Genomic DNA, 21,720 nt, shown 5'->3' with positions numbered 1-21,720 from the left:
TTAAGAAATGGTTATGGCGATCGCCCAGGATTTCAAACAACAACTGAAAACAGATAGCTATAAAACCCATTTTCGCTATGTCTAAAAAAAACGATACCGCGGTAACAATTATTTCACTCGCCATTTCCTTAGCAATTATCGGTGGTTTGGGATGGTGGTTGACTCGCAAAAACAACTTATTTGGGTTGCTCCCGAGTCAATCTCCCAGTCAAACTTCCAATACGGCAACCAACCAAACATCTCCTTCATCTTCTAACGCAGCTTCTCAGTCAGGTCCCCAAGTTGCCACTTTTTCGCAAGTGGATGGCGTGCCGCAAGGCTTATTCAACTATGGTGGCAGTACGACGTGGGCACCCATTCGCGATGTGGTCGATCCGCAAATTCAAACTGTCTATCCCGAGTTTCGCTTGCGGTATACCCAGCATCCCACCCAACCACCCGGTTCCGGTACGGGAATTCGTATGTTAATTGACGGGGAGTTGGCGTTTTCCCAATCTTCCCGCCCTATCCAAGACGCGGAATACCAACAAGCCGAACAGCGGGGATTCCAACTGGAACAAATTCCCGTTGCCCTTGATGGCATTGCCGTTGCTGTCAACCACGATTTGCAAATTCCTGGTTTGACCGTCGCTCAAGTGCGGGATATTTTCACTGGCGATATTACCAACTGGCAGGAAGTAGGCGGCATCGACCAACCCATTCAACCCTATTCGCGATCGCCGGAAGATAGCGGTACGGTAAAATTCTTCCTGGAGAACGTTTTGCAGGGCGAGTCTTTCGGCAGCAACGTAGAATTTATCTCCACTACCACGGAAGCATTGCGAGCTGTTAGCAACAACGTAGGTAGCATTTACTTCGCTTCTGCCCCAGAGGTGGTTCCCCAGTGTAGCGTACGTTCTTTGCCCCTCGCCAGACCCCAGCAGGAGTTTGTACCTCCCTATGTGGAACCGGCTGTTTCTCCCGCCAATTGCCCGCAGGAACGCAACCAACTCAACGATGCGGCGTTTCAAGATGGTTCCTATCCCATTACCAGACGTTTGTTTGTTATCGTCAAACGCAACGGTCAAGTAGACGAACGAGCTGGGGATGCCTACGTTCGTCTGTTGCTGAGCGAACAAGGGCAACAAGCCATCCAAAAGGCTGGATTTGTTAGAATTCGTTAAGTTGTTGCATACGCGATTGCCCATGCCGGAAATCTTCTACACACCCGCCGATCCCGACCCCAACGAACCGGCGAACATTTTCCAAATCAACCAACTAACCCGGCAGTTTCACGAAGAACTGGTCCATCGGGAGGCATTCGAGCGATACTGCCAGTGGTATTACGAAACCGCCGAATTTCACCGCCGGGAATGGGAAAAAATGCAAGGGGATATTAATATTCTCGGCTGGCTTTCTGGTGGCAGCGATCGCGGTTAACCATCGTTTTCCCCACAAGTTTGGGCAGGTGTATACCACTCTTGCCAGGTTTGTGGAATATCAAGGGCTAGTTTGTCAAACAAATCGACATTGTAATAAATACCATAAACGGCACCACTAAGGGGAACGCCGTAGATTTCGTTATCTTTGGTTCTCCAAGGAGATAGCGATTGGCTGGGATAGGCTTTTTGCAAACCGGGCAGTTGGTTCCAAGATGCTAAATAACCTCGTTCAAACAAATCGCGATCGAGGGGATATGGTCCGAAAAACAGGATACCAAATCCAATGTACATAAACCCACAAAAATGTCGGGGCAGCGCCCCCGTGCCTACCCCGATAAAATGGACCCACAGCGGGGGTTGCCCCGACGAAAAAATTGTGGTTTTCCATGTCGGATTTGGTATGAGATCGAGAGCTAATGGTTTCTGAAATTGGTTGGCTATGATTTGGTCGTACTGATAGTAATACTATTTCTGAAAAACAACGATTGTCTGGAATTTCTCAATTTCCCTGGTAGGGGCGCTTCGCGAAGCGCCCCTACTCACGCGTTGCGCCCCTACCAAAATGCCTCTATTATCTCTTGCATATTATTAAGGAAATGGTATAAGGTCCTGCCAGGGTTTTAATTCTGATGTTTGGATGTTTTTTATAAAAATCTGCCAACAGTTTCTGAAACTCGCCTTGGTATTCTAGTTTCCAAGTTTCTAAACTTAAAACCGTCGTATCTTTTGCTTATTGTTGCGATCTGGTCGATACCTCAATCGTTGGAGAAGGTGAATTTTCCTGTGCCGGCACGAACCCATTTTGCCCAGGTAATTGTGGTAAATCGAAAACGTCGTATTGTAAAGAAATGACCAGAAAAGCACCGACAAGATAGAGAAGAAAAATCAACTGAAAACTTCGGATTAAACGTTTTAATTGTTGGTGATGTTGGGGATTTTCCCTGAGCTTGACAATGGCTAATACTACTAAAATTTGAGCAGCAATTAATCCATAAATGATGTAGAAAATGATATCTAGGGCAACAATGGAACCGCTGTTTTCAGGTAGTTCCGATTTTAAGCCCATGTGAAAGAACAATACCCCCAATAAAATACCGCTTACGGATTCGGTGGAGAAATTTTTGAAGGGAAACCACAGAAACAGATACAAGATCCAAATAAAAAATCCCAAGGGCAAAAGCTTGCTGATGCCAAATTGGAAGGAGTAACGTTCCAATTCTGCGATCGCGTTAAATTGGGAATAGGTAATTTCCTTGTCCATCTGGATTTTTTCAATATCTCCCAGGGTAGAGTGGGTTGTGCTAATACTTTCAAAAAATTGGACATTGTTCGCGCCCCAACCGTCTAAGGCATCTAGAACTTGACTGCGCTTGATTCTTTTTAAATTGGATTCGCGATTGTTGCCCCCCATCCCCGCAATATCGGCTACGTAAATCATTTTTTCGCGGGAATACCTGGGGTTGCGAAATTGGATTTTTATTTGCTGGACATCAAAAGGGTACTCGCGAAAATCAAAATCTGCCTCAAATTTGGTTTTTACTCGATAAGTACGCAGAACAATACCATCTTCTTTAGATTTATATAAGGGTTGACCTAAATCGATGGGGTTGACCGAATTCAGAAATTCTATAGTTTCTGGTTGCAAATCCATGCGATCGCTTTCTTTATAGCGAAACCACAGAAAAAAGTCTATATTGTATTTTTGCTTGCGTAGATCGAGTTGGAATATTTTGTTGATATCAATTCCCGTGTATACAATATGGGTTATGCGAGCATACTGACCGCCAAATCGCAGAATGTTCTCTTTTTCCAATTCTTGTTCTACACGTGGAATCGTTGTTATATCTTGTATGGGTTGCAGTTGAATGGGAGCAGAAACGAAATACTCTTGTTCGTACCTGCCCATAGCCAGGATGCGTGGCATGTTGCGATCGCGATCGAAGTAAATCTTCCCTTGCAACCCTTCTACCCCCTGTTCGGCATTCCGCATCTCTAACAAAGCCTGATAGACAGAGCGACGTTTTTCTTGGAGGCTGGGTTGGGATAGTTCTGCATTTTTCAAAGCTTGAACCGCCACCATGGTTCTTTCATAGGACAAAGCCCCAATCCAAGTGGGTTTATCTCTGTATTTTGTAAAAAAGCGATCTTGAAATGACTGGGCGGCTTGGCTGGAAATATCGTAAATAAGTGGGGAAAGCCCATAGATGCCGTTGGTAAAATAGCCGGGTTGGGCTTGGGTTTCCGGGTAATCAGCGATCGCCTCGCGAAAGTTTTTTTGGAATACCGGACTGCCCCCAAAAATGGGAGCGTCAATGCCTGCACGTTTGATGCTAACAACAATTCTACCGGCTTCCCAAGCTTGGGTTAGGAGCACGATCGCACCGATGTTGCCTGGTTGCATTTCCCCCAACAGTTTTTCATCCGTCCAGGCAACCATGTCAAGTTCTCGATTGGGATTGTTTAAATACTCTTTAGCGTCTAACTTATGGCTCACCCGACCGCTCAATCCCCGAAAAGTATTTTGAAAACTTCGACTCAAAGACTGGCTGTAGGTATCGCCACTATCAAAAATAACGCTGACAGTATCGTGGTTCAGAATTTTTTTGATATAGTTGGCTAACAAAACGCCCTGGTCGCTGGTGTTGGCGGTCGTACGAAAATAGACGTTGCTTTGTTCGGTGACTTCATTGGCAACGGAAATGCCAGTAATGGCAGGCAGCCCCGCTTTCTGATAGACATCTCCGGCAGCAACGGAAACCGAACTGAAATAAGACCCCATTGCCAGCACGATCCGTTCGTCATTGGCAATTTTTTGGGCTTGTTCCCGACCCTTTTCTGGGCTGCCTTCGTCATCAAAGATTTTCAATTCCACCTGCTTGCCGCCGATGCCGCCACTTTGGTTGATTTTATCGAGATACATCCGAGCTCCCCGCTCCATTTCCCGACCGCTACTTTCGTAATCGCCGCTCATGGGAGCCAGCATGGCCACGTACAAGCGATCGCTGGTGGGGGACCAAGAAACGTCAACATCTTTGACAGCTAAGATGGTCAAAAAAACCGCGATCGCGATCGCCACAAATCTTTTGTAATGGGAGAGCGTACCTAAAAGTGAAATTTTCATAGGATGGAAACGACAGCAGAAAGGCGATCTTGGCTTGCCATGTTATTAGTCCTTGCAAGTTTGAGCAGAGGTATACCACTCCCCTAGTCCCTCTTGCAAGTGGTTGGCTGCCTCTTGAGGGGTCATATCTCCACTGAGCACCTTTTTGGAGGCTTCCTTGGTGAGGGTGTGACCGCCAGGAATTTTCTCATGCAGTTCGGGGTAGGTCCACCGCACGTCTGTATCTCGATCTTGCACAAACGAGTAAAACCTCTGGGCTTTCGTGTTTTCAATGTCGGGCATTTGCTTGTGCAAGGCAAAATTGCCTTCTAACTTCGTGGTTAGTATCTTAGCGGCTTCTGGTGTCATCAACCACCGCAAAAATTCTTTGGCTTCCTGCTTGTGGGGAGACTGAGCGTTCAACCCCACAGCAAAGTTGGGGTGAAACACGGTGTAACCTTTTCGACCAGCTGGCGGTGGTACGGCAAAAGTCTGCCATTGGAAGTCGATATCTTGTTGAGTGAAGTTTGGCAAATTCCAGGAACCACCAATCCACATAGCAGCTTGACCGTTTAAGAAACGTTTTATACTTTGAAAATTGGACAAGTTTTCCTCGTCTAAATAAGGTTGCAACTGGGAAATAGCCCGAAATGTAGCCACAATTCCCTCGTCGTTAAAACAGCGACTGCCACCTTGGTAAGCCAACCGACCCGTGTAACCGCCGGTAAAGTTTGGAACCAATGTGGTAAATAGGGTCTCGTCAAAGCTTTGCGAGATATTGCCAATACTGTTGGCAAAGGGAGTTGTGCCCGTATTTTGAATTACTTGGGCAACATTCAGCAACTGCTCCCAAGTTTGCGGCACTGACAAACCCAACTGGCGAAATAGATCGGCATTATAAAAAATTCCATGAACAACGCCACTAAGGGGAATGCCATAGATATCGCCTTTTTTCGTAGTCCAAGCCGACAGAAATTTCTGGGGATAGGTTTTTTCCAATGCCGGCCAATTGTTTTTGTCAAAAGAAGTTAGATATCCTTGATAAAATAAGTCGCGATCGAGATCGTAGGAACGTAAAAACACCAAATCCGGTGCCGTTCCCTGTTGAAATTGAGCTTTTATAGATTCTCCGTACAGGTTATAGGGGGTAGAAAGGGTTTCAATTTTGATATTGGGATGGTTTTGATAGTAAGCTTCGAAGAGTTCTTGAAACTTTCCTTTATCCATAGGATGCCAGTTGGCAAGGGTTAAGGTAGTTTGCTGCTCCGGGGAAACCCCTTCATTCAAGTCTTTTGGTGCTGTTTCTTCTTGAAACGTTTGCGTGCCGTTGTCAACGGGTAACAGATTGTAGTTTTGTAGTACCATGAAGTTGGCCAAAAACAAATAGAGGGGGAAAGCAAAGCGGAACCCGTGCACCAGCAACTTGAGCCTCTTTTGAGATTTTTCCCGATCTCGAAATTTAACCACGGTTGTCACCAAAACCACTTGGGTGGCGATTAAACCGTAAATAATGTAGAAAATTTTATCTAGGGTGGTAATGGAAGCCACCGCTAGTTCGGATTTTAAGCCGATATGGAAAAAGACCACACCCAGCAGAATGCCACCGACAGTTTCGGCGGAGAAATTTCCCAAAGGAAAGAACAGGTAAAGGTATAAAATCCAGATGAAAAAGCCGAGGGGTAGCAGTTTGTTGATGCTAAAGGTAGAAGAATTCCGTTTGATTTCTATAATGGCGTTGAACTGGGAATATTGAATGCCATCATTCAAGCCCACTTTGTCTACGTTTCCTAGGGAAGAATAATTTTTGCTGACGCTTTCAAAGAACTTGGCATCTTTAAATTCCCACGTATCTAGCGTTTCCAGAACACCACCGCGATCGATTTTTTCGGAAAGATCGCTATTGTTCATGCCCACGTTATCGGCCGCATAAATAATGTTTTTGCGAGTAAGGTTTGCATGGCGGAATTTTACTGTGAGCTGCTGCACGTCAAAGGGGTAGTCTCGGAAGTCAAAGTCCCCTTGAAATCTTGTTTTAACCCGAAACGTTCGGACTTTGATGCGACTGTCCCCCTCGTCAATCTCGTCGATGGGATTGTCCAGTTCGATGGTTTTTTCAGAATTTAAAAATTCTATATCTTGTAAATTCGGTTTTTCATTGTCATTGGAATTTTGATCGCCATCGTCACGGTAACGAAACCACAGGAAAAAGTCAGCGATGTATCGTTTTCTTTTGAGATCCAGTCTGGATATTTCGTTAATATCAATTCCCGTGTACACGACTTTCGTGACATGAGCATACTTGCCGTCAAAGCGCAGAATTTCACCGTCTTCAACTTTTGCGTTCAATCGATCGATGGCTTCGGCGTTGTGAATGGGTTGCAACTGTATGGGGGCAGAGATAAATTCTTGTTTTTCATATACACCCATTGCGATCGCACGGGGCAGATTGCGATCGCGATTGAAATACAAATTTCTATCCAATCCCCGAACACCCCGATCGACACTCCGCATTTGCAAGAGAGCCTGGAGAACCGCTTTCCGCTTTTCTTGAATATCTTTTATATCTTTTTCTGGGGTTTGCGCTACCTTGGCTTCTTTTAGGGCTTCCACGGCAATTTTGGCACTCTCGTATGACATAGCCCCAATCCAGCTAGGCTCTTTCCCATCATCAACAAATTCCCTATATTTCTTTTTAAAGGCTTGCGTTTCTTCACCAGCAATATCGTAAATCAGTGGTGACGTAGCGTAAATCCCATCGAAAAAATATCCTGGTTTTGCTTGCGTTTCTGGATACTTATCAATTTCCTCGCGAAAAGTTTTTTCAAACAAAGGGGTACCGCCAATAATGGGCGCATCGATGCCCGCTCTTTTTAGATTGGCGACGATGTCTGCCGCTTCTTTGGCTCGGGTCAGCAAGACGACAGTTCCTATATTATCGGGTTCAATGGTAAGCAACTTTTGGTTAAACAAAGCCAAGGGCTGAAATTCACCTTCTTCCGTATAATAGTCTTTAATGTCAATTGTGTGATTGATTTGCCCGCCAAGACCTTGGAAGTTATTCCAAAAGCTACTAGCAAGAGATTCGCTAAAATCATCCCTCTGGTTGTAAATGACGGTCGCTGCTTCTCGTCCGAGAATTTTGTTAAGGTAGCTGGCGAGGAAGCTACCTTGGTCGCTGGTGGTAAAGGTTGCCCGAAAGTAGACATCGTTGCCTTTGGTGACCTCACCAGCCTCAGAAATAGCCGTGATGGCGGGCAGATCGTGCTCTTGAAAAACTTTTCCGGCTGCAATGGACACCGAACTGGAATAAGAGCCCAATGTAAGTAAAAATTGACCGTCAGCAATTTCTTTGGCTTGGTTCCTACCAGTTTCTACTTCGCTTTCATCGTCGAAGACCTTCAGTTTTATTTGTCTGCCGTCAATGCCACCCTCCTTGCTATCATTGACTTCCTGAATATACATCTTAGCGCCCCGAATCATTTCTTCACCGCTGGCACTGTCCTCCGGTGCCAAGATAGCAATGTACAGGGGGTCGTTGTTTTGAAAGAAATAAAAATTCAACCCAAGTGCCATGCCACAAACGCAAGCAGCAATAAGCAGAAACCGGGCAACGCGAAACAGTTTTCGAGAAGGTAGCACTTTCATGGACCGCACAAAAATGTAAAATCCAGCACAACAAGAGCCAGGTACGAGGGGAAGCAACTTATCTACCAGACCGCACCCATAGACATATAGTAATGCGACTTATTGTAAAAGATCGAGTGCATAGAAATACGGAAATTGTGAGCATTTAGGAAAATCTTTAATAAAATTTTATACGTTGTTCTGTTGCCATGGAAAAAACAACGATCGCGTTGCTTTTTCCATGCCTCCGGAGGCAGTTTTCAGAAGGATTTCTACAATTTCTGACTATGTTGTATATTCGGCATTGATTTTCACGTAATCGTAGCTGAGGTCGCATCCCCACGCCATGCCTTCCCCAGGACCGTTGCCCACACGAACTTGAATGCAAACGGTATCGTTTTGTAAGTATTCCCCGCGGGCTGCTTGCTGCATGTACTCACTGGCAGCTTCCCGGTCAAACTCCAGGGGCTGGCCGTTATCCATTAACAAAAACTCACCCAACTGAATTTGTAAATAGTTAGCATCGAACGCAATCCCTGCACGACCGGCGGCGGCGGCAATTCTGCCCCAGTTGGGATCGCGGCCAAAAACAGCTGATTTCACCAAGGAAGACCCGGCAATGGTTCTGGCAATTTGTCGGGCAGCAGCATCGTCAGCGGCTCCTTGTACTTGGATTTCTAAAAGACACGTAGCTCCTTCTCCATCTCTGGCGATCGCTTTCGCAAGATGTTGGCAAGTTGCCGTGAGCATTTCTTCTAGTTTGCTTGCTTCGGGACTATTTTCTTTAATGGCAGGGGTCCGCGATTGACCGTTAGCAAAAGCCAGCAACGTGTCGTTGGTACTGGTATCGCCATCTACTGTCACTTGGTTAAAACTTTTGTCAGCAGAACGCGCCACCATATCTTGCCATAAATGAGGGGAAACCGCCGCATCGCAGGTCACAAAGGCCAACATGGTGGCCATATTGGGATGGATCATTCCCGATCCTTTGGCCATGCCGCCAATTCTGACCGACCGACCGCCAATGGTGGTTTCCAAAGCAATGGTTTTGGGAACCAAATCGGTGGTTAAGATGGCATGGGCAGCTTCTTCTCCTCCCGCCTCCGAAATCGAACCAGCCAAAGTAGGCATGGCATTTCGCAAAGCATCCATGGGAATTCGCTGACCAATGACCCCGGTGGAAGCCAGCAATACGGATTCCGGGGCAATTCCCAGGTTCTGTGCCAGCAGTTGGGCACTTTCCAAAGCATCTTCAGTACCTTGACGACCGGTAGCGGCATTGGCTTGCCCGGAATTGCATAAAATTGCTCTTGCCGATAGTTTGGATTCCAGACGTTGGCGACAGTAATCTACACAGGCTGCCCTCACTTGGGAAGTGGTAAACACCCCCGCCGCGATCGCTTCCATTTCGGAATAAATCAAAGCCAAATCCAATGCCCCAGATGGTTTCAAGCCAGCCGCGATACCTGCTGCTTTGTAGCCCTTAGGGGCAGTAATTCCACCAGAAATTGGATGCCAGTCTGCCATAAGCTGTCACCGTACGCTATGCCAATGATTTTTTCCCAAGTGTACCGGTTAACGGGCCAAAGACAAAGCCATAGCGATCGCCCCAATATCCACAATTAATAAAATTCCGGTCAAAACCAGTAAAATCCCGTACATCCAGGGTTGGGCTAAAGGAACCACATCCCGGGTATCTAACCCCGTTTTTTGCTGTACCAAACGTACCAAACGGGCAAATCCCGCTACTCGCATGGGCAGCAGGTACGCTTCCCCAGAAGAACTGAGAAAATAATACACCAAACCTCCCTGGCCGGTGGTGCGGGGTTTTAATGCTTGAATGTCATCCCAGGGCAAGGACCAACCCCGGCGGAAAAATTTGGGAACCCAGCGGGGGTAAGTAAGTTGAATTTCGGTTTCGCTGATTTCTACTCGTTCGCTTAATGCCCCGTACAAAGCGACAAATCCCACTGGCAATCCGGCAGCAATGGCAAAGGCAGGGATGGAGGCGGCGGTAATCTCGGCTAAAAAAGGCAGCGGCAGCGTTAACGCTACGTACAGGCTTAATAAAGTAATCCGAATCAGCGGCGACACTCGGAAAACAACGGGTTCGCAAAGGTTGGGCTGGTTCATGGTTTTTTTGGTACAACGATAGCAACAAAGTAATACGAAATAGATAGAAGGAATGGGTACTGCAAAAACCGGAAAAGTCCATCCGATTCCTTCGCTCCAGCTGATTTGATTTGGGATGGAATCGGCGACACCAACAATGGCATCACGGCAAATATTTTTGCACGACGCTCCATCCCGTCCAAGAAACCCAAGCCAATCCCACCAAAAGTACCAAATTGATACTCAAGTGTAACTGACGTGCCCAGGGTCTTTGGGGATGGATGCGGGTAGCACTGGCAGCCGACGCCAACACCAAAGCCACCACCAACAATCCCGCTATCAAATGGGGGGAATGCCCCAAGCTGCCGTAGTGACCGATTGTCCCGACCAAACCAATCCCCAAAAGCAACAGCACCAAACCAACTAATATGCTACCAATGGTAATATGAAGCGATCGCAGCCAAGCGGGGCGTTTGGTTTGGTTACGACGCCCGTAAAACAGCCAGCCGCCGGAAACTGCCAGCAAACCATACGCTGTCACTGACAATCCCATCGACCAAGCTGCAATTTTCCACAACCAGAGAAAAGAAGGTAAATCCATGTGCGCGCGGACAATTTTCTGTGCAACCTTTTATTATAGCTGTAGAAGTTTTCGGGCGTGGGGGCGTGTGGTGTGGGGAAGTAGAATTGATGATTGCTTCCGATGCCGCGATGCTTTGATGTTCTCTCCAAAAACAATAGGAGAGCGATCGCCAAATAACCGCTCCCCTCAATCGTACATACACCTCGATTGCCCTGCAAACTTGTTTTTTATGCTAGTTTCTCACGGTTTTCTTGCTAAGAAAATTGCTTGCTTCTGCGAAGCTCTAAATGTTCATTGAAAGTTACTAAACCGATGCTGCCATCGTTTGGGAAAATTCAGTTGCCGAGCTTTCCGAAGCATCCGATTGTGAAGACTGTGAAGTTTCTAAGTCGCTTTCAGGGGAGTACATATCACCTTCATGTACCTGCAACTCATGGCAAGGAATTTTATCTGCTAAAATCGCTGTTGCCATCATACCTGTGTGAATCTCCAGTTGGGCTTGTGAGAAAGTTTCAAAAAACAATCGTTGACCTGGGAAAACCACCCGCTCAAAATACCAGTTAGGAATGTTACAAATCCGAGCCACCTGGATATCGCTGGTGGCGTTCACATAACAGCATAGAATTCGGTGGTTGCTTTCTGGTGGTAAGGGATCTAGAATCTGAGCCATAACAAACGAATCCAATTCAAAAATTCGTACGAGAACTATTTTCTACCATAGCAAGGAGCGATCCCAAACTGTTGTAAAAGGGAATACCAACTTGAAAAAAACCACCAATTCTCAAGCTATCGATAGCAGAAAAGTGGGTATTTTCGTTGCTGTAAGGGCAAAATATACCACATTCAGACAAAAACGCCAAATTGGGTTCTCCCTGCTGGAAAAACAAACAGCACTTCCCAATTTACAAAGAATCTTTCCCAAATTAAATAATTTTAAGAAAATTTTCCAAAATTCCACCAATGTACGCACCAGATGCTGCCAAACCTCATGTTTACAGGGCATTTTAGCGTTTTGACCCCGTCCCGTCGCGTTTGCTCTCCTAGTGCGCTTTTTTGCCAACACCGAAAATAAGTAAAAGGCAGCCTTCGGACCACCTATAGAGGGATCTTTGACTTCGCCTATGAGTCCCACTTGTCGGAAGTTCGCCAAATCCCTTCGGGGAATCCCCGTCGCTTGAGCGCGGGGAGTAGTCAAACCAGGGCAGCTTCGTCCCATTTTAGCAAATCTCTGCAAGGCATCATTCGGTTGTATTGGTAGGGGTATCTGGTGACACCAAATCCAACCTAGGGAAACCACAATCTTTCTGTCTGTAGGGGAAACTCCCCGTAATTGCTTTCTTGCTTACCAGGGGATTGGCAAAATCAAAAGCGATCGCTATTTTTGAGAAACAGGCCAAAACCCCCTTGCTAGAAACCTCTCCCCCCAGCAAGCATACCCAAGCAATTTGCGCTATCTTGCTCAAAAGAAACAATTTGGTTGCAAAACCCCGGCTATCGACTGGGAAAGCAATCTTTCTGGCGCACGACGGCACCGCAAGCTAGGCTAAAAAAAGTACCCAACATCCTAGCCAAACCACCATCGATAGATATATGAGTATATGAGTCCCATGCAAGAACCCACTGTAAAAAACGCAAAAATTGCCACCAATCCTGCTTCCGAGCGAATTTTATACGTCCGCTTGCCCTGCAATCCTATCTTTCCCATTGGCGTTGTCTACCTTGCCGACCATGTTCGCAAACAATTCGGCGAGGTCACCCAGCGAATTTTCGATATGGGAACCGTTCCCCCTTTGGATTTTGCCAGAGGATTGGACGAAGCCATTGACGACTTTCAACCCACCCTGCTGGTCTTTTCCTGGCGGGATATCCAAATTTATGCCCCAGTAGGCGGTCGCGGCGGCAATCCCCTGCAAAATGCCTTTGAATTTTACTATGCCAAAAATCCCCTGGTGAAACTGCGCGGGGCATTGGGGGGGTTGAAGATGACCTTGGCTTACTACGGGGAACTGTGGCGCAACCAGCGGTTGATTAAACGGGGGTTGGAACGCGCCCAACGATACCACCCACAAACCCGCGCTATTGTTGGCGGTGGGGCTGTAAGCGTATTTTACGAACAGTTGGGGTATATGATGCCCAAAGGAACCATTATCTCCGTCGGGGAAGGGGAACCCTTGCTGGAGAAATTGTTACGCGGTGAAGATTTTACGGACGAACGCTGCTACATTGTCGGCGAAACCTCACCCCGCGATCGCATGATTCACGAAAAACCCACCAACGTGGAAAAAACCGCCTGCGATTACGATTACATTGCCAGCATCTGGTCGGGGTTTCAATACTACCTACAAGACTCCGACTTTTACGTAGGCGTACAAACCAAACGCGGTTGCCCCCACAACTGCTGCTACTGCGTCTATACCGTCATCGAAGGCAAACAAGTCCGGGTCAACCCTGCCGACGAGGTGGTGGCAGAAATGCGGCAGCTGTACGACCGCGGTATTCGCAATTTCTGGTTTACCGATGCCCAGTTTATCCCGGCGCGCCGCTACATCCAAGATGCCACGGAACTGCTGCAAAAAATCCTGGATGCTGGCATGAACGATATTCACTGGGCAGCCTACATTCGTGCCGATAATCTCACCCCCGAACTGTGCGATTTAATGGTAAAAACCGGCATGAACTATTTTGAAATTGGCATCACCAGCGGTTCCCAAGAGTTGGTGCGCAAAATGCGCATGGGGTACAACCTGCGGGTGGTTTTAGAAAACTGCCGCGATTTGAAGGCTGCCGGATATAACGATTTGGTATCGGTGAACTATTCGTTTAATGTCATTGACGAAACCTACGAGACGATTCGCCAAACCATTGCCTACCATCGGGCGTTGGAAGAAATTTTTGGCGTGGATAAGGTGGAACCGGCAATTTTCTTCATTGGTTTGCAACCGCATACCCATTTGGAAACATATGCTTTCCAACACAATATGCTGGAACCAGATTACAATCCCATGAGCATGATGCCTTGGACGGCGCGGAAGTTGCTGTGGAACCCGGAACCGTTGGGTTCGTTCTTTGGGGAAGTTTGTTTGGAAGCCTGGCGTCGCCACCCCAATGATTTTGGACGTACTGTGATGGCAATTTTAGAGGAACGTCTGGGGCGCAGCAGTTTGGAAGAGGCACTATCGGCACCTTTGCCTGCGGAAAAAGAGAGCAAAGTGTTCGTGGGTACCAGCAACCGATCGCTCTGATATTATACGTTAGTTAAGATGGGTCGGGGAAAATCTCCGGTCCCATCTTTATTTGAAAGGATTGTATTGCAGAAACTGGAGTTTCACTGATGAAAGAATTAGACACCCAAAAAGCCATCGAGCTGTTGAACAATATTATGGAGTACGAACTGGCAGGGGTGGTACGCTACACGCACTATTCACTGATGGTAACCGGTCCCAATCGCATTCCCATTGTGGATTTTTTCAAGGCGCAAGCGACGGAATCGCTGAACCACGCCCAGCAAGTGGGGGAAATTGTTACCGGGTTGGAAGGGCATCCTGTTTTGAAAACGGCCCCTATTGAAGAAAGTTACCAGCATTCGGTGGCAGATATTCTCCAGGAAAGTCTCTACCACGAACAACAGGCTTTGGATATGTACAAGCAGTTGTTAGAGGTGGTGGAAGGGGCCAGCATTTATTTGGAAGAGTTTGCCCGCAACATGATTGGTACGGAAGAGTTGCATACGGTGGAACTGAAGAAGATGCTGCGCGATTTTGCTTCTTAGTTTCTGTTTAGCTTATTCCCTTTGTATGGAACATGCCTAAGTGTTGCCCACTATTTGGGTCTAGATGCGCTTATAGGGTGGGCGTGGCCCACCCTACAGGATTAGAATTCGCCTTTGCTACGGCGGATGTGTTCCATAATTTTGGTCTTGCGGGCATCGCGCTCTCTAGGATTGGAGTTTTCCCCCAATTTGAGATCGCTGGTCATGTTGAGATGGCGCTGGATGCGTGCTTTGCGTTCGTCGGTGCTTGCCATAGGAATACTTCCTGTCGAAAATGCTGAACTTGGGCATCGATAAGGATTCCGCCTATCATTCTAACGGCGATCGCAACCATTGGAAGTTGTCTAGATCGGGGAATTTCCGAAATTGGTTGGCTGGCCCCCTACGGGATATGCCTACAATGTGGTAGAACCAACGAACATTCTGCAAAACTTCTATCAGATAGCGTTTCATCTCATGACAGCAACCCAACTTCGCTCCATCGAACAACCCCAAGAATGGAATCTATCGGATCTGTATCGGGGATTTGACGATCCGCAACTGCAAGCCGACTTGCAATCGTTGCAAACCCAAGCGCAAGAGTTTCGCGATACCTACCGCTCTCGGGTTGCCCAACTGACCCCCGAGGAAATTGCCAAGGCATTGCAAACTTTAGAAGCGATCGCCCAGAAATCCGATGCCATTTACAGCTATCCCTATCTCGTCTTTGCCGCCGATACCCGCAACAGCGAAGCCAAAAAGTTGTTAGACCGGGTTATGGAAGCGATCGCTGGCATTGAAAACCAGCTCCTGTTTTTTGAGTTGGAATTGCAACAACTGGAGGCTACGCACCTACAACAGTTACAAAACCATGCCAGTTTGACCAACTACCGCCATTATCTACATCGCCTGGTGGAAAAGCGCCCCTACAAACTCTCGGAGGCGGTGGAACAGGCGCGCAATCAGAGCAATCTCACTGGTAGAGAAGCCTTTATCCAACTGCGATCGCTCCACCTCGGCGAACAGGAATACGAACCCGTCACCACCAATGACGGCAACACCGCCAGTACCGAAGCAGAACTTAGTGCCCTCCTGTTCCAAGCCAACCCCGACATCCGCTACCAAGCTTACCGGTCGGTACGAAATGTTCTCAAAGAACACAATTCCCTGTACGGCTATATTCTCAACACTGTTGCCCGCGACCATCGCATCGAAAATGAAATGCGGGGCTACCAATCCACCCTGCAAAAACAACTGCTGCTGGATGAAGTTTCCGAATCGGTGTTCCGTGCCATCATGGACAGCACCAGGGAACGCTTTGACTTATTCCAACAATACTACCACCTCAAGGGAGAAGCCTTAGGGCAAAAAATTCGCATTTGTGATATTTACGCCCCCTGGGATAACAACGCCGAAAGCGCTGCCACCATCAGCTACCAAGAAGGCATTGCCACGCTGCTGGAAGCCCTAGAACAGTTTGACATCAACTATGCCCGTCGCGCCGAAGAATTTTTCCTCAAAAATTGGGTAGACGCCAAAGTCCGCCCTGGCAAGCGCGGTGGTGCCTTCTGTTCCTACATCCACGGCAAACACAGCTACATTCTGCTCTCCTACACCAACGATTACAATTCTTTGTTTACCCTCGCCCACGAACTGGGTCATGGCTTGCATTTTGACTGGATCGAAGACCGCCAGTCGTACTTCAACAGCGACCCGCCGATGGTTTTGGCGGAGGTGGCGTCTACGTTTAACGAACTGCTGCTGCTAGACCGTTTGCTGGAAAAAAGCCAAGACAACCCGACCTTGCGCAAAGCGTTGCTCACCCGGCAGCTAGAAGACCAGCTCAACCTGCTATTTCGCCAAAGTACCATCAGCCGTTTGGAACTCAAATTGCACGAACGCGCCGCAGAGGTCGGCAGCTTTGACCATCGGTGGGTAAACGAACAGTGGATGTCCTTGTATGAAGAGCTAACTGGTGATGCTGTGGCGTTGCTACCGGAACATCAATACGACTGGGCGCGCATCGGGCATATTTTCTTCAAGCCTTTTTACTGCTACCAGTACACGGCATCGAATATTGTCAGTTTGGCGTGCTATCAAAAATACCGTCAGGTGGGGAAAGATTTTATTCCCGGTTATTTAGAATTATTGGCATCTGGCGGCAGCATGAATCAGGTGGATGCTTTGCGTCGTTATGTGGATGTGGATTTGGAAGATCCAGCGACCATTGGCAATGCACTGGAGTACGTGGAAGGGTTGCTGGCACAGTTAAAAGCAATTCTGTAATGTGGACAGCTTCCTTCAAAGTTTACAAAAAATAATTGGGATATTTTGACAGGGGCGTTTCGCAAAGCGCCCCCACCACGGAATTTGGGGACCTCTAGAATTTTATGGTCTTGCGGATACTACCCCTACATTTTTGTGGGTGTATGTACATCGGATTTCTTATAACTTGCAATGATACTTGAAAGCAACTTTCATTCCACAAACCGTACGCCTGTGCTACCGAAGTAACGTCGGTACAGCTCGCAACTGGGGGTAGCCAACTGCCCTCGAAACTGAATCAATCCCATATGTCGCAGTTGCAAGGCTTTTTGAACGCTAATTTCCATGCCGCAAGGATGGCGGGCTACAGTGCGCATGGTTTCCAACAGAGAAGGCTGCTGTTCGAGATATTTTAGGAGTTGCTGCAGGTGGTCGCTAAAAATACTGTCAAGGGCGATCGCATTTTCGGATAGCTGTGACAAACTGACATTTTCTTGGCTCAAATGAAATAGGGACAACTGGGTCAAGTAGGGATGGCCGCCCACCAAGGAAAAAATCGTTCTGGCTGTCTCCTGGTAGGATTGGATGTCGTAACGGTGGGTTAGATCTTCCACCTGCTTCCAAGTAAACCCGGATAGTTGCAAGCACAGTCCCACATTATAAAGGGATGGGTAGAAAGTCCAAGGCAGTGGCTGAGTAGTAGTGGAGCGAATTAAAATTAGGCGCAAGCGCTGCCAAATGGCATACTGTGGCAACTGAGAGTGCCCTCGTTCGTACCAGGAACGCAGCATCCCAAAAAAGTCCCTGGCTAGTTCGGGATAGGCAAACAGTTGGTCAAGCTCGTCAATAACCAGCGCCAGAGGGGATGGGTCAGCAGGCAGCAAATAGGTTTCAAAATACGCCGAACAGATGTAGCTGCTGCCTAGGGTAGTATCCCAGCGTTGGGAGATTTCATGCGGTAAACCCAAATCTGTGGCGACCATGGCACAGAACCACTGGTAAAATCGGTCGACATCTTGAAATACTTGCTGGTTACACCCTTGCAAGCTCAACATGGAAGTGCGAAAACCGCGATCGCTAGCGGCATTGGCAGCATGCAGAGCGAGAGAGGTTTTGCCAAACTGGGAGGGAGCTTCGATTTTCAGCAAAGCACCCGGTCTACAAATTTCCGCGACACAAAGCCGCTCGTTTTCTCCGCGGTAAATATAAAAAGGGTTATCCAGAGTTAAAGGTCCTTGGAAAGGTAGGTATAGTAACTCGTCAATGGCTTCTTTAGTGTAACTTTCTTCCGGGGTCAGCACATCATCCAGTTCGAGGTTCAAACCAAAGGCGGCAAAGTAGGTTTCTAAAGTCTGCCAGTCCACAGGTTCTTGACGGCGACGAAGCTTAGTAATGGTGTTGGTACTCAAGCTGGTTATTTGGCTTAGCTGTTCCAAGGTGTAGGGTTTGCTTTGGTTGTAGCGAATAGAAGACAAACGTTCCGCAGCTTGCAGGCGCTGCCACCCTTGAGAACTCAAAATGGTGCCCCGGCGTCTTTCTGGCGGTTGCGATAGTTTTGCCATAAACAGTTGTTTTCTTGCTTCGGAATGATGGATTTTCTCTGTGGTTGAGTATACGCTGCTACAGACATACGATAGAATAGCCAAAAAGTTTTTCTAGAGATTACTTTCAGGCTAGTGAAGTTTTCTTAAGGGAGCTTGACATCATAACCAAAGAGATAGAAAATTTTCTATTTATGTTTTGTTAAATTAGCTATTGCTCATACTCACTCAATATTATTATATTATTTTATTTATAACATTTCCTGAAAAACGATGCAAAACTATCCCCCTAAAACTCGTCAGATTCCCCAATTCAGGGGGGTTCAGGGAGAAAAATGAAGGTTTTGTAGCTGGTAATTTCCCCTGGATTCTTAGCGTCCATGACTACAGTTTTTCGCGATCTATGAGGGATTGTCGATGAATTTCAACCGTTTTAGTTCGGTATTTCGTCCCCTATTGGCTAAGAAAATCCGTAAAAATTACATTAAATTGCGATATTAAGTTGAGATATTAAGTGGTCCTACTGGTGAGCTTGCTTTACTATGAGAGCGGAAATGGTATTGAGGAGTTCCTAAAATTGGAGCTTATAAAACTCATAAGCTTAAGCAACCAGTACCCATAACTTGCCCATGTCTTCTCATATGTATGTTGCTGGAACCACACCCCAACCCAGTGCTTGCCCAGTTGGGTCAATTTTTGAGCACTTGCCGGGAGCTGTTTATCGCTGTTATTTTTCCCAGGAGCAAGTCAAATTTTTGCTGGACAAAAAAATTGCAGAACTCACCGGCTACCCCGCCACTCATTTTTTGCAAACAGGACGTACCGGCTGGCAAAACCTCGTCCATCCAGAAGACCGAGAGATTATCTGCCAAAAACTGCATAGCAAGCTGCAGCAGCGCAGTTCCTACCAGCTCATCTATCGCATCCAAACTCCTGAGAGAAACTACCAGTGGATTTGGGATATTGGGCGCGGCCAATTTGATGTCCAAGGAAATTTGCTGTGGTTGGATGGCTACGTTCTTCCCATCGACAGCGATTATCTACCTCCACCCAACCAAGGCAACAGTGAGTGCCAGCGCCACCTCAGCCAGGAACAAGCAGAAAAACATCGCCTGTTACACACCATTCCCGACGCCATTTTTTATATCGACTGCCAGGGAACCTTACTGGAATATTTTCCTGCCGAGGGAGATCCCCAAGCTTGGCAGCCGGAGGCTATTGCCGGTCAATCCCTCACGGATATTTTTCCTAAGGATTTAGCCGATTGGTTTGCCTATCACTGCCAGCAAGCTTTGGAAACTGGCAACCTTCAAAACGGCGAGTACAACCTTGCGGTCAACGGCAACTGGCATCAGTACGAGGCGCGTTTTACACCCAGCGGTAGCGGCAAAGTTTTGGCTATTGTCCGCGATATTAGCGATCGCAAGCGTATAGAAGCCAAACTCCGCATGGCGCAAGTCACCGAACGCCAAAAAGCCAAGCAGTTACAAGAAACATTAGAACAGTTACAGCAAACCCAAGCGCAACTGGTGCATTCGGAAAAAATGTCGGCTTTGGGTTCTATGGTGGCTGGCATTGCTCACGAAATTAACAATCCGGTGAATTTTGTAACTGGCAATGTGGAGTACGCCATTGAATATGCCAATAGCCTGTTTGAGTTGATTCAGCTGTACGAACAATACGTGCCGGAAAAGCCAGAGAAAATTCAAGACTACATCGAAGAAATCGAACTAGATTTTATCAAAACGGATTTCCCCCAGCTTTTAGAGGGGATGAAAAGTGGGGTAGAACGCATTGGCGAAATTGTGCGATCGCTACGCAATTTTGCCCGTTTGGACGAATCGGAAAAGAAAATTGTAGATATTCACGAAGGCTTAGAAAGTACCCTCGCTATTTTGCGCCACCGCTTGCAAGGGGAGCATTTGGCAACCCCTATTCAACTGGTGAAAAATTACAGCCAGTTGCCCAAAATGGAATGCCACCCCGGCTTGCTCAATCAAGTATTTGCCAACATTCTTACCAATGCGATCGATGCCGTGGAAAACTGGCAAGACCCGCACTCGTTACCCACCGTTTCTATCACCACCGAACAAACCCCAACCAATACGGTGATTCGCATTCGCGATAATGGACCGGGAATTCCTGAAGCAACCATGAAACGCATGTTTGAACCATTTTTCACTACCAAATCTCCAGGAAAAGGAACGGGATTGGGACTATCGATTTCCTATTCCATCGTTACGGAAAAACACGGAGGTAAACTATATTGCCTCTCCCAATTAGGAGAGGGAACGGAGTTTGTTATCGAAATTCCCAAGCAGACCCAAAGGAGTGGAAAACAGTAAGAATGTTGGCACTGAGTTTCGAGCATGCCCTTAAAAATCAAGAACTCCAGGTTTACTACCAACCCCAAGCCTGTACTGATACAGGAGAAATTGTTGGTGTGGAAGCTTTGGTTCGCTGGCAGCATCCCTATTGGGGAAATGTACCACCTTCGGATTTTATTCCCATTGCCGAAAAATTAAATTGGATCTGGACAATTGATAAGTGGGTGATGAAAACTGCTTGCCAGCAAATGGCAGATTGGCATGCCGCGGGATATCCCCTCAAACTGTCTATTAACTGGTCGGCGAGAAACTTTCAAAATCCCGATGTGGTCGATCGGGTGGCAGAAATTTTGAAGCAAATGCAACTCGATCCTGTTTATTTGGAAATTGAGCTGACGGAGACGATACTTTTGGAAGATTTTCAAAAAGCTTTGGCTACGATGCGAGGATTGTGCCGGTTGGGGGTACGAGTTGCCCTGGATGATTTTGGGACTGGCTATTCTTCTTTTTTCAATCTCAAACAGTTTCCGTTTAACAGTTTGAAAATTGACCGCAGTTTTATGAACAATCTCTATCCCAATTCCAAAAATGCAATTATTGTCAAATCCATTATTGAAATGGGGCATTTGTTGCATCTGGATGTGGTGGGAGAAGGCGTGGAAACGGAAGAACAGTTGGAGTTTTTGCACCAGCATCACTGCGATGCCTGGCAGGGATATTTGCTCAGCGCACCCATAACGGCGGCGTATTTTATGGAAGTGTTTTTGCGGGGCGATCGCAAGTTTTTTTCTTTAAGAGAAAAAAGTTTGGATGCTAGCTAAATGAAGATACTTTTGGTCGCAAACTTTGCAATTGCTATGTCAAAACAGGGGCGGCCTCCACCGCCAGAACAATCAATCTACTGGTTTGTTAAGCAGTCAGCACCCCCGGCTGAAGCACGGGGGCTTCATGCCTCCAGCTTCAGGTAGCTGACCAGCCTAAGCCCTTTGGGGGCTACGT

At 47.1% G+C, this 21,720-nt stretch carries 16 protein-coding genes; 7 read left to right on the top strand and 9 right to left on the bottom strand.

The window, feature by feature from the left end; genetic code table 11:
* The first annotated feature begins 77 nt into the window (after positions 1 to 77).
* On the top strand, positions 78 to 1,163 hold the full coding sequence (locus tag AS151_RS18460) for a PstS family phosphate ABC transporter substrate-binding protein (protein WP_071518544.1): 1,086 nt from the start codon (positions 78 to 80) through the stop codon (positions 1,161 to 1,163).
* Entirely contained in the window at positions 1,147 to 1,419 is a 273-nt protein-coding gene (locus AS151_RS18455) for a hypothetical protein (RefSeq protein ID WP_244533078.1), read from the top strand. The genes AS151_RS18460 and AS151_RS18455 overlap by 17 nt, the downstream gene beginning before the upstream one ends.
* On the opposite strand, the gene AS151_RS18450 is transcribed toward AS151_RS18455, so the two are convergent.
* The 7 genes from AS151_RS18450 to AS151_RS18420 form a co-directional block, all read right to left on the bottom strand.
* Positions 1,416 to 1,712: an extracellular solute-binding protein gene (locus AS151_RS18450; protein ID WP_071518543.1), complete on the bottom strand. Its 297-nt coding sequence runs from the start codon at positions 1,710 to 1,712 to the stop codon at positions 1,416 to 1,418. The two genes, AS151_RS18455 and AS151_RS18450, sit on opposite strands and share 4 nt — an antisense overlap.
* 439 nt (positions 1,713 to 2,151) lie before the next feature.
* Positions 2,152 to 4,542, bottom strand: a complete 2,391-nt coding sequence (locus AS151_RS18445) for an ABC transporter substrate-binding protein (protein WP_071518542.1) — start codon at positions 4,540 to 4,542, stop codon at positions 2,152 to 2,154.
* A 45-nt stretch (positions 4,543 to 4,587) separates the two neighbouring features.
* On the bottom strand, positions 4,588 to 8,166 hold the full coding sequence (locus tag AS151_RS18440) for an extracellular solute-binding protein (protein ID WP_071518541.1): 3,579 nt from the start codon (positions 8,164 to 8,166) through the stop codon (positions 4,588 to 4,590).
* A gap of 264 nt (positions 8,167 to 8,430) precedes the next feature.
* Positions 8,431 to 9,672: a bifunctional ornithine acetyltransferase/N-acetylglutamate synthase gene (gene argJ / locus AS151_RS18435; protein WP_071518540.1), complete on the bottom strand. Its 1,242-nt coding sequence runs from the start codon at positions 9,670 to 9,672 to the stop codon at positions 8,431 to 8,433.
* A 48-nt stretch (positions 9,673 to 9,720) separates the two neighbouring features.
* Entirely contained in the window at positions 9,721 to 10,278 is a 558-nt protein-coding gene (locus AS151_RS18430; protein ID WP_071518539.1) for a hypothetical protein, read from the bottom strand.
* Positions 10,279 to 10,420: 142 nt separating this feature from the next.
* Complete coding sequence (locus AS151_RS18425) at positions 10,421 to 10,858, bottom strand: DUF4079 domain-containing protein (protein WP_071518538.1); 438 nt, start codon at positions 10,856 to 10,858, stop codon at positions 10,421 to 10,423.
* Between the two features lie 286 nt (positions 10,859 to 11,144).
* Complete coding sequence (locus AS151_RS18420) at positions 11,145 to 11,510, bottom strand: DUF1830 domain-containing protein (protein ID WP_071518558.1); 366 nt, start codon at positions 11,508 to 11,510, stop codon at positions 11,145 to 11,147.
* Positions 11,511 to 12,447: 937 nt separating this feature from the next.
* Here AS151_RS18420 and AS151_RS18405 point away from each other — a divergent pair.
* Both AS151_RS18405 and AS151_RS18400 read left to right on the top strand, forming a co-directional pair.
* Positions 12,448 to 14,082, top strand: coding sequence for a photosystem II high light acclimation radical SAM protein (locus AS151_RS18405; protein ID WP_071518557.1), 1,635 nt, complete (start codon positions 12,448 to 12,450; stop codon positions 14,080 to 14,082).
* An 89-nt stretch (positions 14,083 to 14,171) separates the two neighbouring features.
* Positions 14,172 to 14,609: a ferritin-like domain-containing protein gene (locus AS151_RS18400; RefSeq protein ID WP_071518535.1), complete on the top strand. Its 438-nt coding sequence runs from the start codon at positions 14,172 to 14,174 to the stop codon at positions 14,607 to 14,609.
* A gap of 101 nt (positions 14,610 to 14,710) precedes the next feature.
* Here AS151_RS18400 and AS151_RS22300 read toward each other — a convergent pair whose 3' ends face one another.
* Positions 14,711 to 14,863: a hypothetical protein gene (locus AS151_RS22300; RefSeq protein WP_170861449.1), complete on the bottom strand. Its 153-nt coding sequence runs from the start codon at positions 14,861 to 14,863 to the stop codon at positions 14,711 to 14,713.
* Positions 14,864 to 14,975: 112 nt separating this feature from the next.
* Here AS151_RS22300 and AS151_RS18395 point away from each other — a divergent pair, with 112 nt between their 5' ends.
* Positions 14,976 to 16,874: a M3 family metallopeptidase gene (locus AS151_RS18395; protein WP_244533077.1), complete on the top strand. Its 1,899-nt coding sequence runs from the start codon at positions 14,976 to 14,978 to the stop codon at positions 16,872 to 16,874.
* A 191-nt stretch (positions 16,875 to 17,065) separates the two neighbouring features.
* Here AS151_RS18395 and AS151_RS18390 read toward each other — a convergent pair whose 3' ends face one another.
* Positions 17,066 to 18,415: an AAA-like domain-containing protein gene (locus tag AS151_RS18390; RefSeq protein WP_071518533.1), complete on the bottom strand. Its 1,350-nt coding sequence runs from the start codon at positions 18,413 to 18,415 to the stop codon at positions 17,066 to 17,068.
* A gap of 608 nt (positions 18,416 to 19,023) precedes the next feature.
* On the opposite strand from AS151_RS18390, the gene AS151_RS18385 reads away from it, so the two are divergent.
* Positions 19,024 to 20,739, top strand: coding sequence for an ATP-binding protein (locus AS151_RS18385; protein ID WP_084639734.1), 1,716 nt, complete (start codon positions 19,024 to 19,026; stop codon positions 20,737 to 20,739).
* Positions 20,740 to 20,741: 2 nt separating this feature from the next.
* Entirely contained in the window at positions 20,742 to 21,542 is an 801-nt protein-coding gene (locus AS151_RS18380) for an EAL domain-containing protein (protein WP_071518531.1), read from the top strand.
* Positions 21,543 to 21,720 lie beyond the last annotated feature (178 nt).

Source organism: Geitlerinema sp. PCC 9228 (genome assembly GCF_001870905.1).
Classification (GTDB): Bacteria; Cyanobacteriota; Cyanobacteriia; order Cyanobacteriales; family PCC-9228; genus PCC-9228.
The sequence above is the reverse complement of the archived record's forward strand: the minus strand, read 5'-3'. Positions and strand labels throughout refer to the sequence as shown.

Excerpts from the sequence above, each read along its gene's own strand:
- AS151_RS18460 (WP_071518544.1), top strand. The coding sequence starts at position 78 with ATGTCTAAAAAAAACGATACCGCGGTAACAATTATTTCACTCGCCATT.
- AS151_RS18450 (WP_071518543.1), bottom strand. The coding sequence starts at position 1,712 with ATGTACATTGGATTTGGTATCCTGTTTTTCGGACCATATCCCCTCGAT.
- AS151_RS18445 (WP_071518542.1), bottom strand. The coding sequence starts at position 4,542 with ATGAAAATTTCACTTTTAGGTACGCTCTCCCATTACAAAAGATTTGTG.
- AS151_RS18440 (WP_071518541.1), bottom strand. The coding sequence starts at position 8,166 with ATGAAAGTGCTACCTTCTCGAAAACTGTTTCGCGTTGCCCGGTTTCTG.
- argJ (WP_071518540.1), bottom strand. The coding sequence starts at position 9,672 with ATGGCAGACTGGCATCCAATTTCTGGTGGAATTACTGCCCCTAAGGGC.
- AS151_RS18430 (WP_071518539.1), bottom strand. The coding sequence starts at position 10,278 with ATGAACCAGCCCAACCTTTGCGAACCCGTTGTTTTCCGAGTGTCGCCG.
- AS151_RS18425 (WP_071518538.1), bottom strand. The coding sequence starts at position 10,858 with ATGGATTTACCTTCTTTTCTCTGGTTGTGGAAAATTGCAGCTTGGTCG.
- AS151_RS18420 (WP_071518558.1), bottom strand. The coding sequence starts at position 11,510 with ATGGCTCAGATTCTAGATCCCTTACCACCAGAAAGCAACCACCGAATT.
- AS151_RS18405 (WP_071518557.1), top strand. The coding sequence starts at position 12,448 with ATGCAAGAACCCACTGTAAAAAACGCAAAAATTGCCACCAATCCTGCT.
- AS151_RS18400 (WP_071518535.1), top strand. The coding sequence starts at position 14,172 with ATGAAAGAATTAGACACCCAAAAAGCCATCGAGCTGTTGAACAATATT.
- AS151_RS22300 (WP_170861449.1), bottom strand. The coding sequence starts at position 14,863 with ATGGCAAGCACCGACGAACGCAAAGCACGCATCCAGCGCCATCTCAAC.
- AS151_RS18390 (WP_071518533.1), bottom strand. The coding sequence starts at position 18,415 with ATGGCAAAACTATCGCAACCGCCAGAAAGACGCCGGGGCACCATTTTG.
- AS151_RS18385 (WP_084639734.1), top strand. The coding sequence starts at position 19,024 with ATGTCTTCTCATATGTATGTTGCTGGAACCACACCCCAACCCAGTGCT.
- AS151_RS18380 (WP_071518531.1), top strand. The coding sequence starts at position 20,742 with ATGTTGGCACTGAGTTTCGAGCATGCCCTTAAAAATCAAGAACTCCAG.